The organism is Cupriavidus sp. 05L411 (genome assembly GCF_056398045.1).
The window spans coordinates 104,251-119,563 of record NZ_JBFTOQ010000017.1 but is presented as its reverse complement, the minus strand read 5'-3'; the positions used below and the strand labels follow the sequence as shown (position 1 = coordinate 119,563).

The following is a 15,313-nucleotide window of genomic DNA, read 5'->3' as shown; positions in this document are numbered from 1 at the left end:
TGATGGTTCGTTCCGTCTATTCCCTCCCGTCCCTGGCGCCGCTATTGTTACGTTCAATAACAATTCCCATCCCGCACCAGGAGACACGCGATGCGCACACAAGTCGCCATCATCGGCGCCGGCCCCGCCGGCTTGCTGCTCGGGCAATTGCTCGCCAAAGCGGGCATCGATGCGGTTATCGTCGAGCAACGCAGCCCCGACTACATCCTCGGCCGTATCCGCGCCGGCATCCTTGAAAGCGTGACCGCCGATGCGCTGGAGCGCGCTGGCGTGGCGCAGCGCCTGCAGCACGACGGCCTGGTTCACCATGGCATCGAACTGTCCTATGGCGGCGAGCGTCACCACATCGACTTCCATGCGCTGATTGGCCGCTCGGTCACGGTCTACGGCCAGACCGAGGTCACGCGCGACCTGATGGCCGCACGGCATGCCGGCAATGCCATCACGATCTACGACGCGCAAGACGTCAGCGTGCACGATTTCGATACGGCCACGCCCATGGTGCGGTATCGCAAGGGCGGCCAGCAGCACGAACTGCGCTGCGATTTCATCGCTGGCTGCGATGGCTTTCATGGCGTCACGCGGCGCAGCGTGCCCGAGCCGTCCAAGCGCATCTTCGAGCGGGTCTATCCCTTCGGCTGGCTCGGCGTGCTCGCCGACACGCCGCCGGTGGCGGATGAACTCATCTACGCCAGCCACGAGCGCGGCTTCGCGCTGTGCAGCATGCGATCGCTCACGCGAAGCCGCTATTACGTGCAGGTAAGCGCCGACGAACGGGTCGAGGACTGGTCCGATCAACGCTTCTGGGACGAACTGCGCAGCCGGCTAGATGCCAGCGCCGCCGAGGCGCTGGTGACGGGCGCGAGCATCGAAAAAAGCATCGTGCCGCTGCGCAGCTTTGTGTGCGAGCCGATGCGCTTCGGCAACCTGTTCCTGGCGGGCGACGCCGCGCATATCGTGCCGCCAACCGGCGCCAAGGGCCTGAACCTGGCCGCCAGCGATGTCCTCTACCTGGCCGACGGCCTGATCGCGCGCTACCTGCACGACGATGCCAGCGAGCTGGACGCGTACTCGCAGAAATGCCTGCGCCGGGTCTGGAAGGCGGAGCGCTTCTCATGGTGGATGACATCGCTCCTGCATCGCTTCCCCGATGCCGATGACTTCGCGCTGCGCATCCAGCAAGCCGAACTGGATTACCTCACTGGCTCGCGTGCCGCCCAGATGTCGCTGGCGGAGAACTACGTCGGCCTGCCGTATTGAATACGCTGCATACGCGAGCGCGGCCACGCGGCACGCCTTGAAATACCAAGAAAACCAGAGCATTCGCCGCCAACGAGCGGCATAGCAGGAGACCGCACCATGACGCCCCCAAGCAGCGGCCAGCCGGCCGCATCCCCTGACCGTGCGCGCCATCCCGGCGCCAGCATCGACGTCCAGCAGTTCATCGACAGCCAGCCGTTCTCGCGCTTCCAGTGGATCATCCTGATCCTGTGCTTCCTGATTGTCGCGGCCGATGGCTTCGACACCGCGGCGATTGGCTTTATCGCGCCGATGCTGGCCAAGGAGTGGGGCGTCAGCCGCGCCCATCTCGGGCCGGTGATGAGCGCGGCCTTGTTCGGCCTGGCTGCCGGCGCGCTGGTGGCGGGGCCGCTGGCCGACCGCTTTGGCCGCAAGAGCGTGCTGGTCGGCTCGGTGCTGTGCTTCGGCGGCTGGAGCGTGGCATCGGCTTTTTCGACCTCGCTCGAAGCGCTCACGGTCCTGCGTTTCCTGACCGGCCTTGGCCTGGGCGCGGCCATGCCGAACGCGGTCACGCTGATGTCGGAGTACGCGCCCACGCGGCGGCGCTCGCTGGCGGTCAACGCCATGTTCTGCGGTTTTACGCTGGGCTCCTCGGCCGGAGGTTTTGCCGCGGCCTGGCTGATTCCGCACTATGGCTGGCATTCGGTGCTGCTGGTGGGCGGCGTGGCGCCGCTGCTGCTGGCCGTGCTGCTGATCTTCTTCCTGCCGGAGTCCGTGCGTTTCCTGGTGGCACGCAAGGCCCCGGACGCGCGCATCGCCGCCGCGTTGTCCAAGGTCCACCCGGGCGTGCTGCGCGCAGACGAGCGCTTTCATGTGCAAGAGGCCGCGCCCACCGGCGCTTCCTCGCTGCGCACCATCCTGATGCCGCAGTTCCTCAGCGGCACCGTGTTGCTGTGGACCACGTACTTCATGGGGCTGCTGATCTTCTACCTGCTGACGAGCTGGCTGCCGACGCTGTTCGCCGACGCGGGCTACCCGATCGAGAAGGCCGCGCTCATCACCGCGCTGTTCCCGCTGGGCGGTGGCATCGGTACGCTGACCGTGGGCTGGCTGATGGACCGCGGCCATCCGTGGCGCATCGTGGCAGGCACCTACGCGCTGACTGGCGCGCTGGTCTATGCGGTGGGCCACGGCGCCGGGGATGTGTTGCTGCTCGGCGTGCTGGTGTTTGCCGCCGGCACCTGCATGAACGGCGCGCAATCCTCCATGCCCACGCTGGCCGCCGGCTTCTATCCCACGCAATGCCGGGCCACGGGCGTGGCCTGGATGCTGGGCATTGGACGCTTTGGCGGCATCGTCGGCGCGCTGCTGGGCGCACAGATCCTGGGATTGGGATGGAGCTTTGGCAAGATCTTCGGCCTGCTCTCGCTGCCCGCCTTTGTTGCCACCGCTGCGCTGCTGATCGCCTCGGCACGGCCACGCACCGCGGTGCGGCCTGCCGTTGGCCAGCACGATGCCGCGCACTGATCGCCGCGCCAGCCTTCAAACCATCGATCCAACGTCGCCATGAATGCCTGGGTAACCCGGTTGCGTCCATCCTTCATTGGGATGGTGTAGCCGCGCGATTGGTTCGCTGGCCCACACACCCTGTGTTGCCACAGGCAGGAAGCGGCACCGCCCGCTTTGCCTGCCGTCCGGCCGCCGCCTACCATGCTAGCAAAGGTAAGCCCGGCTACAGGGCTGCTGTACCAGAGAGAAATCGTGGTGAGGCGGGGACATTTTGGCGAATTACCTGGAAGAGTACTGCGCGCGCATCCGGCGCGCAGCGGCGACAGCCGTGATCGACAAACCGGTGCTGGTGGATCGCGATGGCATCTACGCGATGTGCTACGTGCCGTTCGAGCACAGCCATGAGCGCGCGCGGCTGGTATTGGTGAGCACCACGCCCGGGCACACCCACGTGCAGCTGGCGGCGGTGCTGACCGAGAGCCTGCTGCAGCGGCACGCGCCCGGGCGCACGATCCAGCGCGAGAACAAACGGTGCGCGGAACTCGGCGGCCCGCTCGTGCGGCCCAACCTGATTCGCATGCTGGATCACTTCGGCATCGCGCAACTGGTCGGCCTGCCCGGCGCCGCGGCGCTCTGGGACGAAGGCTTCGAGCGGCTGCAGCCGCTAGCCTTGTTGCCCTATGCCACCACGCGGCGTGGCCTGGCCTTCGATGGCGACCTGAAAGAACTGATGGCGGTGCCGATGTTGCGCAGGGTGTTCGAGAACCTGTTCCTCGGCGCGCTCGGGCAGATGGATGACGAGGCGCTCTACCTGGCGCTGGGGCGCACCGCGTGGTCCGCGCTGGGCCATGCCGCTGACCGTGGCCTGCTGCAGCGCCGGCAACTGCTGGGCATGATGCCCGTGCCCGCGCGCGCGGGCAGCATGGTGAAGTACTTCCTGCGCGAGGTCAGCGTCGATGCACTCTCCCCGCGAGACCCCGTGCGCCATCGCACCGCATGGCTCGACGCCGCGCATGACGAACTGGAGGCGGCAGTGCGCCGGCAAAGTCGGCATGACGCGGGTGCGAGCCAGCCCGGCACGGCGGCGACCTGCCTGGAGGCTTGAAGCCGGCCGCCGGCCACCTCTCGATATGCCGAAGTCATCACCCCACGTCGGGGGGGTTCATGTTGCACTATGGCGCGCCGTTAGTCTTCTGTGAGGGAATTGCCTCCCTCGACATTCCCGATCGGCGGCCCCTTGTGGCCGCCTCTTTTTTTGTGCGCGCTCTTAGACGCTCAGGCGCCCAAGCGCCCGGACACTCAGACCCGCAGGTGCCAGGCCCGCACGTACTGGAACAAGTCCAGCCCGTGCGTGCCGTGGAACCATACGTGGCGTGACAACGCCAGCGCGCCCATCCACGAAGCCGCGACCACCAGCAGGTCGCAGCGTCCGCTCTTCCACCAGTTCAGCGAATGCCGCCCGAGAATCCAGGGCACGCCAAGTGGGTTGGGCCAATCGGCCAGCAAGTGCATCAGCCCGCCACAGGCAAACCCGAACGCCGGCGCGGCCAGCGCATGCGCGCCCAGGGCGCGGTACGCAAACACCAGCAGCGCCAGCCAGGCGACGCCCCAGTGCGTCCAGGTACGGTGTGTGATCCACAGCCGGCGGGATCGGGACCACCAGGCGACCTCCAGCCAGTCAGGCGCGCCGCCACCGGCCACGCCCGCAAAAAAGGCAAGCACCGCGGCCATGTGATACGGGCCGCCGGCGCCGGACTTGGCGACTACCGCGGCGGCGGCGAGGCCTGCCGCCCATCCGGTGGCATGGTGTGCTTTGCTGGAAGCCATGACGTAGATGCGCCCATCGGGAGCCGTGAATTGAAGGGGCGCAATGGTGGCAGATCGCACCGTAAAAGAACAGGGCTCGGAGCCCGGCTTCGGCTTGCACGTATCCGCCGCGCGCGCTAAGTTGGAAGCTGCTTGCGGCAAACGCGCCGCGCACCTTGGGAGCGGGTCATGAGATCGCAAATTGCCCGGCAGGCCCGCGCAATCCTGGCGGCATCCCTGTGGTTAGCCGCGGCGGCACATGGCCAGCCGGTGGAATCCGGGCCGCTCACCATCGGCGGCTCGCTGGTGGTGGAAGGCCCCCTCACCGTCCATGGCACGCTGACCGTGGACGGCAGCGTCCTTGCGCACGGCCCGCTGACCGCAGCCTGGTTTGCCAATCGCCCACCGGTTTATGGACAGCCGCCTGGCGCAGGGCGGCAAAAGGTGTTTCACGGCCCGCTCACCGTGCACGGGCCCTTGGTGGTGGAAGGCAACATGCTGGTCAACGGGCCGGTCAATGTCGATGGGCCGCTTAGCGCGGGCGGCAGCATCGACGCCGACGGCCCCATGCGCGAGCGGCGGCGCCAATGACGCGCCTGTCGATCGGGCCGATTGCCGGCGCGCGGACGTGCGCCGGGCAGTCATCGCGAGCGCCGCGCCGCCGATGATGAGCGCGGCCGCGCCTGCCAGCGTCCACGTCAGCGTGGTAAAAAGCGAACCACACCAGCAGCAGCGCGAAGGCGACGATGGCGGTGGGGCTGATCAGGCGGCCGGCAGGATGGGAGTGGGTGGGCATGGCAGTGGTGTCGAGAGTCAACGCAAGAGTCAACGCGAGACGCAGGCGATCCCGCATGGACAGCATCGTGGCCATGCCCCTGCCACGTGTCTTGGCAAATACGGCGATGCGATGCGCGCGCCGTTTGCCGATTTGCGAGGGAGAATAAACAGGGGCTTCCCATCGCAAAAAAAGGGCGCTATAATCGCGCCCCTCGCGACACGAAATGTACATGACGTAGCGAGCAAGTCTAAGTCCCCATCGTCTAGAGGCCTAGGACATCACCCTTTCACGGTGAGTACAGGGGTTCGAATCCCCTTGGGGACGCCAGTTTCGAGAGCAACGCCACCAAGCGCAGCCTCAACACGAGCGTCGGAAACCGCAACAAGCGGGTTCCACAGCCACTGCGGAGTGGTAGTTCAGTTGGTTAGAATACCGGCCTGTCACGCCGGGGGTCGCGGGTTCGAGTCCCGTCCACTCCGCCAGCATTGCCTGGATACTGCTCGAATGCCGCATATCCAGGAAAAAATATAGCCCACCATCAGGTGGGCTATTTTTTTGGCTCTGTCACTAATCTGTGTTGGTGACGGGTACCCCGAACGCGTCAAGCAAGAGCTGGCGCGGCTCTGCAGCACCTGGTGCCCGGTCGAAGAATCGGAACCAAGCAAGGTAGACCGGCAGGTTTTTCGACGCCACCCCTCGGAACGGGCGCATCCGGGCCTTGATACGGCTATGCAGTGCGTTGACGTTTTGGATGTGATACGGACCAAGCTTGTGGGTCCCGCGTGGAATCTGCCGGACCATAATCCCGAGAGCTTTTCCAGCGGACTTGTCGCTTGCCGAGTCAGAGCAGAGGACTGTATCGGGCTCCACAATCGGAGCCAGGGCGGACGTCACAGAGGCCGCGTTGGGCACGGAAGGCAGGACGGTGATGAAGCTGTTGCGGGAGCCCCGGGTGATGGCGGTCAGCACGGCCACCTGCTCGGTTGATATCCCACGTTTCTTGGCAGGCGTGCCGCGCCTGTACGGCTCGCGAGGCAGCCCGACCTTGAGCCCCTTGAATGAGCGCCGGAAAAAGGCCTCGTCGACTTCTGCCACCCCAGGCAGCGCGCCGGGCTGATGCTTGTCGAGCTTCGGCATCATCAAGTGCCGAAATCGGAACGCGGTATTGCGGTGCACATCGATAAGCTCGGCAGTCTTCCGCACGCTCAGGAAGTCCTTCATGCAGGCTGCGTTCTCCAGCAATTTCCCTTTGTCGTGAATGCGGCAGAACGGCGTGCCGGTGAGGCTGGTGAACGTTGCCAGGCAGTCCCGGCAACGGAAGCGCTGGTCGCCCGTCCCGGTCCTGCCCCAGCGGACGAAGTCCAAGCTACCGCAGTGGGGGCAGGCCCCCGTGGCGGTGATTCGTTTCTCGGTAAGGTCCTGAATCTCGCGATGGTGGGTGAGCTCGCCCACCCGGTGCTCTATATGGCGCAGTTGGGCCGGGCTCAGCTTATCCAGCGCGCCCAGCAACCGCTCAAAATCTCGCTTCCTCATGACTGCCCCTGCCCGACCAACTACAAAAGCAGGATACTACCAACACGATTTAGTGACAGAGCCATTTTTTTTGCCTGCCACCTGCCTGCCACCACCCGGCGGGCTCACGGCGAACGCCCGCCGGTGCGCTATGCCCCGCCGTTGTCCACAGCCTCGGAACTATCGATCGCCCGCACGATGATCTTCAGCGTGTCATCCAGGTGATGGATGGTCTGGCGCTTGGCGGTCTCGGCATCGCGCTGCCTGTACTGGGACAGGATTTCGGCATGCTCGGCATTGCTCTGCGCGATATGTTCCGGGCTCATGTAGAGCGACAGCGAGATATACGGCGCCGCCGAATCGCGCAGCGTCTTGACCAGGTGGGCCAGCCTGCTGTGTTCCTGGGATGCCCAGAGTGCCGCGTGGAACTCCAGGTTCAGCTCGGTCCAGCGCGTGACATCCTGCGTCTGCAGCATCTCCGCATGGAACGACTCGGCCCGGGCGATATCTTCCGGCGTGATGCCCCGGATCGCCTCTTCGACCATCATCGGCTCCAGCACCTTGCGCAGCCGGTAGATTTCCTGCACATCATCCAGCGTCAGGCCGCGCACGACCGCGCCGCGATGCGCGTCGAAGAACACCAGCCCTTCGGAGATCAGTGTGCGCAATGCCTCCCGAACGGGCGTCGTGCTCATCTCCAGCCGCTTGGCGAGGTCATCCTGGCGCAAGCGCTCGCCCGCGGTCATGCGGCCTTGCAGGATGTCGGCGCGCAAGGTCTGCACCGCATACTGGTAGGCAGTCAGCCGGCGCGAAGGCGCGGCTTGCGCTCGGGACGGGGGATTCGGCGAAGTCTTCAAGGAACGGGCTGCTGTTGGATGGGCGAATGGCGTGGCAGTGTACCCCACTTCGCAAACGCATCCGGGATCTGCTCGCGCGGCGTGCCGGCAGCCAGCAACGCACCTAGCAACAGCCGCGCCTTCAACGGATGGAGCCACTTCGAAAGCAAGGCGCCGCGCCGTGCCAGATCGACTTCGGAGCCAGAGAAACCATAGGTTCGGGAGGCCGTTGCCCCAGCCCCGGTGCGGCTAGCGATCACCACCGGCACCACCTTGGACAGGCGCTCGACATGCTCGGCGAAGCCGAAGGAGACGTGCCCGGCGCCGAACGCGGCGACCACGATTGCCTCGTAGCCGAGATCAAGCGCGGCCACGGCCAGATCGCCATCGTCGCCCAGGAGCGCCGGCACCACCGCCACCTTTGGAAAACGCCGCGTGGGCGGGCTTGCCAGCGGCCTGTCGACCGGCGGATGAAAGTACTCGGGCTGCCCCTCGACCACCCTCCCCGCGGGCCCGCCGTCAGGCGAGACGAAGGTCTGGACCGACAGGGAATCCGATTTGCAGACCCAGCGCGCCCTGTGAATGGTGTCGTTCATGACAACCAGCACGCCGCGCCCGCGGCTCTGGTCGTCCATGGCGACCTGCACGGCGGCCAGCAGGTTGGCAGGGCCATCCGCTCCCGCGGCCAGCGGCGTGCGCATCGCGCCGGTCATGATCAAGGGCTCTGGGTGGCGCCAATACAGATCGAAGAAAAAGGCGGTCTCCTCGATCGTGTCCGTGCCCTGGGTCAGGACGACGCCGCATGCCCCGCCGGCAACCTTGCCCTCGGCCCATGCCAGGCAGGCCAGCAACTGTTCGGGGCCCAGCGAAGCGCTCGGCAACTGGAAGAGCGGCTCGGCGGAGATATCGGCCAGCTCTCCCAGCCCCGGCACGGCCGCGACCAGCTGGGCGGCGTCCAGCTTGGGGACAACCCCGCCGGCAGCATCCGACGGCGTCATGCTGATGGTGCCCCCTAGCGAGGCGATGGCAACTGATGGGCGAGACATATGGTTTTCCCGTAGCGTTAATGTATGCATTGTGCATTATATATACTATACAATCTGCAAGACAACCTGAGGCTCCTAAGCCAACTCCCAAACCCGTTACGGAGACGCACGATGCACCAACACCCGCCGCCCACCCGGTATCGCTTCACCATCTTCTTGCTGATCGTCGTGATTGCGCTGGTCAACTACATTGACCGCGGCGCCATCGCCTATTCGGCCGGGCAGATCATCGGGGAGTACGGCTTCGACCGCGCCGGCTGGGGCGCGGTGCTGGGCTACTTCGGCTACGGCTATATGTTTGGCGCGCTGATCGGCGGTGCGCTGGCGGACCGCCTCGGCGCGAAGCGGGTCTGGGTGATCGCAGGCGTGGCCTGGTCACTGTTCGCGATCTGCATGGTCTGGGCGGGCGACATCGGCCTCGCGGTGTTCGGCGGCTCGGCCCTGAGCGGATTTGCCATGGTGCGCATCCTCTTCGGCTTCTCGGAGGGGCCTGCCTATTCGATCATCAAYAAGACCATGTCSGCMTGGGCATCRCCGGCSGAGCGCGGCTTCGCGGTRTCCATCGGCCTGYTGAGCACGCCGCTGGGCGCGCTGCTYACCGCGCCGGTAGCGGTCGGCCTGCTGCTGCTCACCGACAGCTGGCGCGCCATGTATGTGGTGCTCGGCGTCCTGGGCCTGGTGCTGATCGCCCTATTCTCGCGCGTCTACACCAACCGGCCCGAGGATCACCCGAAGGTGAATGCGGCAGAACTCGCCCAGATTCAGGCCGGACGCGGTGAAGCCCCCAAAGGCGCCGCAAGCGCCGCCTTGCCTTGGTGGGCGTTCTTCAAGAGCCGCACGCTGGTTTTCAACTCCATCGGCTATTTCTCCTTTATCTACGTCAACTTCATGCTGCTGACGTGGACACCGAAGTACCTGCACGACGAGTTCAACTTCACCCTTTCCTCCCTCTGGTACATCGGGATGATTCCCTGGGTCGGCGCGTGCTTTACGGTATTGCTGGGCGGGCGTATCTCCGACTGGCTGCTAAAGCGCACGGGCAAGCTGGTCATTGCAAGAAGCTGGTTTGCCGCCGCCTCGCTGTTGCTGACGACCCTGTGCTTCCTGATGGTGTCGCAGGCGCACAGCGTGTGGACCGTCATCGCCCTGATGACTTTGGGCAACGCCTTGAACGCCTTGCCGAACTCCGTCTACTGGGCGGTGGTGATCGATACCGCGCCCTCGCGCGTCGGCACGTTCAGCGGCATCATGCATTTCATCGCCAACATCGCTGCGGTCCTGGCGCCCACGCTGGCCGGCATCCTGTCGGCACGCTACGGCTATTCGTCCATGTTCATCGCCACGTCGGTTGCGACGGCGCTGGGCGTGTTCGCCATGCTGCAGGTCCGTCCGGGCGTGGGTCCCCGCCTTGAGCGCGATGCGGGGATCATTGCCTCGGCAGAATGATCCAAGAGGTCGATGCCCTGGCCCGGGCATCTGTCTTAAATCCAGCCCAATCCTTCAGCCCGATGCCGCCGCGCGCGGCAGCCGGACCACAAAGCTCGACCCCTGCCCTTCCTTGCTGGTGACCAGGACCTCGCCCTGGTGCAGGTCGACAGCCAGCTTGACCAGGTACAGGCCAACGCCCGCGCCTGCCGTGCCGGCGACGTTGCCGCCACGCACAAAGCGCTCGAAGATATGCTCGCGGTCCTTGTCCGGGATGCCCAGGCCACGATCGGACACGGACACGCGGATCATGTCGGCGCCGCCGGAAACGTGCACGGTGACCGGGGTGCCTGCGGGCGAATACTTGATCGCGTTGCCAACCAGGTTGCTGAAGGCCTGGAACAGCAGCTTGGCGTCGCCATGGAAGATCTCATTCAAGCCAGGGTCGATGATCTCCTCGATGACGGCCGTGGGGGAGCTCTCGCGGTGCATCTCGCAGACTTCGTGCACCAGCAGGGCCAGTGAAAAGTCGACGCCTTGCAGCGTGGCAAGGCGCCCGCCGTCCAGCAGTTGCGAGGAATCGAGCAGGTGGTCGATCAGGTTGGTCATGCGCCGCACGGCGACCCGGATCCGCCCGCAGCGCTCGCCGAGGACTTCGGCGGTGGGCGCCTCCTTCATGCGCATGAGCCGCTGCGCATGGCCGTCGATCACATTGAGTGGCGTGCGAAACTCGTGCGAGGCCATCGAGACGAAATTGCGCTGGAGCACCGCCAGGCGCCGCTCGTTTTCCAGCGTATCCAGCAGCATCGTGGTCTGGGCTGCCAGCGCCGCCTTGCTGCGCTCCAGTTCGATCGTATTGTCGCGAAACCGCACCACGGCGCGGGCGATTTCACCGATCTCATCCTTGCGCCCGGCGCCGGGGATCTCCACGTGGGGATCGTTGTCCATGATGCGGTGCATGCGCTCGACCAGCCCCGCGATGGGGTTCGACACGGCCCTGACCAGATAGATCACCGCCGCGATCACGAGGAAGCCCGACACCAGGATGGCGCTGGCAATCAGTTGCCGGGCCTCGTGGTAGGCGTCCGCCTCGCGCTCGGTTGCCTGCGCGGCGCCAACCACGTTGCGCTCGGTCAGCACGCCCAGCGTGCCGTTGGCCTGCTCGAAGGCGCGGCGCGACTCGCCGCGATAAAGCGCCACGGCCTGCGTCGTGTCCTTCTGGTGGGCCAGCGCGACCACGCGATCGACCAGTTGCCGGTAAGCCGACCACTGCGCCATGAACTGCTCGTAGAGCGCCAGCTCGGCCGGATCGTGCTCGATCTTGCCATAGCGGGCCTCGACTTCCTTGATCACATCGTCCAGCCGGCTGATCTGCCCCTCGGCCGCGCGCAGGTCGGCGCGCGTCGTCGCGATCAGCGCGTCGCCCTCGAACGCGCGGTAGTCCGAAATATAATTGTTGAGGTCGCCCAGGATGCGGTTGCTCAGCAGCCAGCGGCCGCTGATCTGCGCCGACACGCTGTGAAAGTTGCTGAGCCGGTTGATGCCAAACAGGCCCACGCCAACCACCAGCAGCAGGAACAGCACGAACACAAGCGACAGCCGGACACGAATCGGCCTGAGCATGGGCACTGAATCGGGCAGCCCGACCAGGCGCCGCCCCAGGCCGCGACGCACTCGCCGGCTGGCGGGCGCCGGACGAATCGAGTGATTCATAAGACTTTTATCCTGAATTTCGCTACGCTGTACCTCGGCGGGCCGCAAAACGCGGCTCGCCGCCGCCACCAAGGACCACCATGACCGATGCCCGCCGGAAGATCCTCTGCATCGAGGACGATGCCGAAACGGCCGCGCTGATCGCCGAAGAGTTGATCGAGCGGGGCTTTGCCGTGAGCATCGCACACGACGGCCAGCAAGGTTTTGCCGCCATTTTGCGCGACACGCCGGACCTCGTCCTTTGCGACGTGAGTATGCCAGTGATGACCGGCTTCGAACTGCTGGAGAAGATCACCTCGCTGGCGCCGCGCTTTGCCGACATGCCCTTCGTGTTCCTCACGGCGCTGGCGCAGCGCGAGGCGGAGCTCAGGGGGCGCAGGCTCGGGGCCGACGACTACGTGACCAAACCGGTCGATTTCGACATATTGTCCAGCATTGTCGAGGCGCGCCTTGCGCGGGTTGCGCGCACGCGGCCGGGCCTGCCGGCCGTGCAGCTCAGCGAGCGCGAGGTGGAAGCGCTGGTTTGGTCGGCGCGCGGCAAGACCTCGGGCGAGATCGCCACCATCCTGGGCCTGTCCAAGCGCACGGTCGACTTCCACATTGACAACGCCCGCCAGAAGCTCGGCGTGGCCACCCGCATCGAAGCGGTCGTCAAGGCCGCGTCCGCCGGCATCATCAAGCCCTAGCGGCACAGCTGCCCCCCGGCCTACTGTGATCAATCACAGTACTCGGCGGCGGCCAATCCACATAGAATCGGCGCAATTTCATCGCTCCCGGAGCACGGGTCAGCGGGATTTTACGACCAGGGCGCCAGCCCCGGGGTCCACGGCGTCATGGCCGGATCTACCCGCGCCGACGATATGAGCAGATTTCAGCAGCAACGACCCACGCGAGCCGAGGTCGATCCCACCGCCAGCCGCGCGAACGCGAACGTGCATCTCCATGCGGATGACCTGCGCCGTGCCACGACGCTGATCCATGTGCGTGCGAGCGGGGCGGCGGACGTGGCTGATGCCGACCTGACCGCCTTCCTGCTGTCAGCATGGCGCAAGCTGCACAGCACCAGCCACCGGCCGCCGCAATGCCCGCGTTGCCGGGCCCGCAAGTCGACCTATGACGGTACCGATGGCGGCAGCCTGCCGCTCTTTCATTGCGCCGGCTGCCGCCAGCGCTTCAGCCGGCTGACCGGCACGCCCATGGCGCGGCTCAGGCTGGAGGACAAGGCGGAAGCCTTCTTCAACCTGGCCTCCCAGCAAGTGTCGGTCGCCGAAGCGGCACGCCGCCTGGGGATCAAAAGCGAAACCGTCAGGCATTGGTCGATCCAGACCCGCTTGTGGCTGCTGACGCTGGATCCGCAAGGCGACTGGGAGCGGCGCGTGCAGCTCGGCGTTCGTTACGCGGTACTGCCGGCGAACTCCCGCGGCGAGCCCGCAAGCGCGGCGCGCGAGTGCAAGTGCACCGTCGCCTCCGACGATAGCGATGCGCTCGCAGAAATGGAAAACGCGCCCCTGTTGATCCGGGTGTGCCCGCTATGCGAACAGACGGCGCACTAGCATGGAATAAACCAGATAAAGGAAAGTCAGGATCCATTTTTTCACGGCCCTAGAACAGATTTAATCAGCAATACCATCGATCAATCCATATTGATTTCGATGTGGATATCCTATTGCCTTTAAATACGGCCACCTATTTCTTTCGCACGCCGGATACAGAGCGTCCCGCGGAATGGATAGTCCCGGCCACTTCCTGCATTTCCCCCATTTCATGGGACAGCGCGCGCCAACCGGCTTGCGGCGTGACATGGCAATCCGAAGGGTTTCGATAGCGATTCTGCTATCGCTCTGCGAAATAGTCGATGCTGTATTCCAATTTTCAATTCCAAATTCGGGTAATCCCCTAAATTTCCGAAAGCCATTTGCAATGTTCTGGAAGGGCAATTGAAAGCTTGTCCTGTCATAACCGTTACAAGTAGCGATGGGAGTGTTTATGATTAAAAAACCAACTAACAGAAAAGTTGGAGCAGCCGTCATCCTGGTCTTTTCGGCTCGGGTCGCATGGGGTGTTCAACTGAGCGGAGATACCGATCCGGTCCCGCTTGTTCCGCCTGTGCAGAAAGCGCCTGCTGCCGGCAAAGCGCCAGCCAGCGGGTGGGACCAGGCAGCGCCGCGCGGCGCCGGGGTGAGCGCCGCGCCAGCGGCCACGCTCAGTGCCGAAGAAAAGACAAAGGGCCTCGTTGGCCCCGGGTTCTCATTGTGGGAGCTGTCGGAAGAGCTGCGCGCCAGCAACCCGCAGCTGATCCAGGCCCGCTCGCTCTATATGGCGGCCAAGGCCACCGTGCCGCAGATCGCGGCGCCGAACAACCCGCAGGTGGGCTTTATCTGGGGCAACCTGCCCAAGAACAGCCCGCTGGCGCTGGCGCGCGCCGAGAGCTTCAGCTACACGCTCACGCAGTCGATCCCGTTCCCGGGCAAGAAGGCGCTGGCCGCCGATATCGCCAACACGCAAGCCGAATCGATCGACGCGCAGCGCGACGCGTTGTACCTGCAGCTCTACGCGCAACTGAGCACGACCTACTTCCAGGCGCTGGCACAGAAGGCGCAGCTCGATGTGCTGCGCCTCAATCTCAAACGGCTGGAACAGGTCAAGCAGGTGGCGCGCATCCGCTACGCCAACAACGCGGCGGGCTATGTGGACTACCTCAATGCCCAGGTGGCGCAGAGCAGCGCGCAGAACGATACCTTTGGCCTGGAACGCCAGTATGACAACGCGCTCAAGACCATCAACACGCTGATCGGCAAGAATCCCGAGTTCCCGCTGGAACTGCGCCCGGATGCCAGCGCGGTGCGCCTGCCGCCCACGCCGCTGCCCGAACTGGAGGATCTCGCCCTGCGCGAGCATCCCAATGTGCGGGCCTCGCGCTTCATGGTGGAAGCGGCCGAGAAGGGCGTGCGCCTGGCCCGCAAGGCCTACCTGCCGGACTTCCAGATCATCGGCACCTTCAATGGCAACAACCCGCCGCTGGGCTTCAAGCCGGCCAGCTACGGCATCGAGTTCGACGTGATCATCCCGCTGTTCTTCTTCACCAAGGAGAAGTACGGCGTGGATGAAGCCGTGGCCAACAAGGTGGCGTCCGACGCCAATGAACAGTCGGTGCGCCAGCAAACGCTGCTGGCGGTGGATACCGCGCACAACAACCTGCGCCAGTCGGTGAACCAGGCCGAGTTCCTGCGCCAGCGGCAACTGCCGGAGGCCATGACCGCCTACAAGATGGCCTTCACCAACTACGCCAACAACAATGCCGACTTCACCGACCTGCTGACCGCCAGCTCCGCGCTCAAGAACGCGGAACTGGCGGTGACGCAGGCCGAGTCCGAGGCGCGCCAGGCTTACTACACGCTCGCCGCCGCGGTGGGCCGGGACAAATTCTGATGGCCGCAAGGCCTTGAACC

Annotated in this window: 13 protein-coding genes and 2 tRNA genes; 10 read left to right on the top strand and 5 right to left on the bottom strand. The window is 65.2% G+C overall.

Annotation, left to right across the window (positions count from 1 at the left end; translation table 11 throughout):
* Window positions 1-90: 90 nt before the first annotated feature.
* The 3 genes from pobA to AC1DQR_RS21145 all read left to right on the top strand — a co-directional run bounded on the left by pobA (window position 91) and on the right by AC1DQR_RS21145 (window position 3,853).
* The gene (pobA, locus tag AC1DQR_RS21155) at window positions 91-1,260 is read left to right on the top strand and encodes a 4-hydroxybenzoate 3-monooxygenase (protein ID WP_477133733.1); all 1,170 of its coding nucleotides are present in this window, start codon (window positions 91-93) and stop codon (window positions 1,258-1,260) included.
* Window positions 1,261-1,359: 99 nt separating this feature from the next.
* On the top strand, window positions 1,360-2,766 hold the full coding sequence (locus tag AC1DQR_RS21150) for an MFS transporter (protein WP_416051125.1): 1,407 nt from the start codon (window positions 1,360-1,362) through the stop codon (window positions 2,764-2,766).
* A gap of 253 nt (window positions 2,767-3,019) precedes the next feature.
* On the top strand, window positions 3,020-3,853 hold the full coding sequence (locus AC1DQR_RS21145) for a hypothetical protein (protein ID WP_416051126.1): 834 nt from the start codon (window positions 3,020-3,022) through the stop codon (window positions 3,851-3,853).
* A gap of 194 nt (window positions 3,854-4,047) precedes the next feature.
* Here AC1DQR_RS21145 and AC1DQR_RS21140 read toward each other — a convergent pair whose 3' ends face one another.
* Window positions 4,048-4,575, bottom strand: coding sequence for a metal-dependent hydrolase (locus AC1DQR_RS21140; RefSeq protein WP_416051127.1), 528 nt, complete (start codon window positions 4,573-4,575; stop codon window positions 4,048-4,050).
* Between the two features lie 168 nt (window positions 4,576-4,743).
* Between AC1DQR_RS21140 and AC1DQR_RS21135 the strand changes: the two genes are divergently transcribed.
* From AC1DQR_RS21135 to AC1DQR_RS21125, 3 genes are all read left to right on the top strand, one after another.
* Window positions 4,744-5,145 carry a hypothetical protein gene (locus AC1DQR_RS21135; RefSeq protein WP_183037134.1) on the top strand — a complete coding sequence of 134 codons (402 nt, stop codon included), beginning with the start codon at window positions 4,744-4,746 and terminating at the stop codon, window positions 5,143-5,145.
* Window positions 5,146-5,583: 438 nt separating this feature from the next.
* Window positions 5,584-5,659: transfer RNA gene (locus tag AC1DQR_RS21130), tRNA-Glu, on the top strand.
* A 78-nt stretch (window positions 5,660-5,737) separates the two neighbouring features.
* Window positions 5,738-5,814, top strand: a tRNA-Asp gene (locus AC1DQR_RS21125).
* Window positions 5,815-5,899: 85 nt separating this feature from the next.
* Here AC1DQR_RS21125 and AC1DQR_RS21120 read toward each other — a convergent pair.
* The 3 genes from AC1DQR_RS21120 to AC1DQR_RS21110 all read right to left on the bottom strand — a co-directional run bounded on the left by AC1DQR_RS21120 (window position 5,900) and on the right by AC1DQR_RS21110 (window position 8,726).
* Window positions 5,900-6,865 carry an IS1595 family transposase gene (locus AC1DQR_RS21120; protein WP_477133732.1) on the bottom strand — a complete coding sequence of 322 codons (966 nt, stop codon included), beginning with the start codon at window positions 6,863-6,865 and terminating at the stop codon, window positions 5,900-5,902.
* 128 nt (window positions 6,866-6,993) lie between these two features.
* Window positions 6,994-7,701, bottom strand: a complete 708-nt coding sequence (locus AC1DQR_RS21115; RefSeq protein ID WP_416051128.1) for a GntR family transcriptional regulator — start codon at window positions 7,699-7,701, stop codon at window positions 6,994-6,996.
* On the bottom strand, window positions 7,698-8,726 hold the full coding sequence (locus tag AC1DQR_RS21110) for an asparaginase (RefSeq protein ID WP_477133731.1): 1,029 nt from the start codon (window positions 8,724-8,726) through the stop codon (window positions 7,698-7,700). The genes AC1DQR_RS21115 and AC1DQR_RS21110 overlap by 4 nt, the downstream gene beginning before the upstream one ends.
* A gap of 111 nt (window positions 8,727-8,837) precedes the next feature.
* Here AC1DQR_RS21110 and AC1DQR_RS21105 point away from each other — a divergent pair, with 111 nt between their 5' ends.
* A complete protein-coding gene (locus AC1DQR_RS21105) occupies window positions 8,838-10,172 on the top strand; it encodes an MFS transporter (protein WP_416051130.1) in 1,335 nt (444 codons plus the stop codon).
* A gap of 54 nt (window positions 10,173-10,226) precedes the next feature.
* On the opposite strand, the gene AC1DQR_RS21100 is transcribed toward AC1DQR_RS21105, so the two are convergent.
* Window positions 10,227-11,864, bottom strand: coding sequence for a sensor histidine kinase (locus AC1DQR_RS21100; RefSeq protein WP_416051131.1), 1,638 nt, complete (start codon window positions 11,862-11,864; stop codon window positions 10,227-10,229).
* Between the two features lie 80 nt (window positions 11,865-11,944).
* Between AC1DQR_RS21100 and AC1DQR_RS21095 the strand changes: the two genes are divergently transcribed.
* The 3 genes from AC1DQR_RS21095 (at window position 11,945) to AC1DQR_RS21085 (ending at window position 15,293) form a co-directional block, all read left to right on the top strand.
* Entirely contained in the window at window positions 11,945-12,550 is a 606-nt protein-coding gene (locus AC1DQR_RS21095; protein WP_150984423.1) for a response regulator transcription factor, read from the top strand.
* Between the two features lie 174 nt (window positions 12,551-12,724).
* Window positions 12,725-13,417: a DUF746 domain-containing protein gene (locus tag AC1DQR_RS21090; protein ID WP_416051132.1), complete on the top strand. Its 693-nt coding sequence runs from the start codon at window positions 12,725-12,727 to the stop codon at window positions 13,415-13,417.
* Between the two features lie 625 nt (window positions 13,418-14,042).
* Window positions 14,043-15,293 carry a TolC family protein gene (locus tag AC1DQR_RS21085; RefSeq protein WP_416051133.1) on the top strand — a complete coding sequence of 417 codons (1,251 nt, stop codon included), beginning with the start codon at window positions 14,043-14,045 and terminating at the stop codon, window positions 15,291-15,293.
* The last annotated feature ends 20 nt before the right edge of the window (window positions 15,294-15,313 follow it).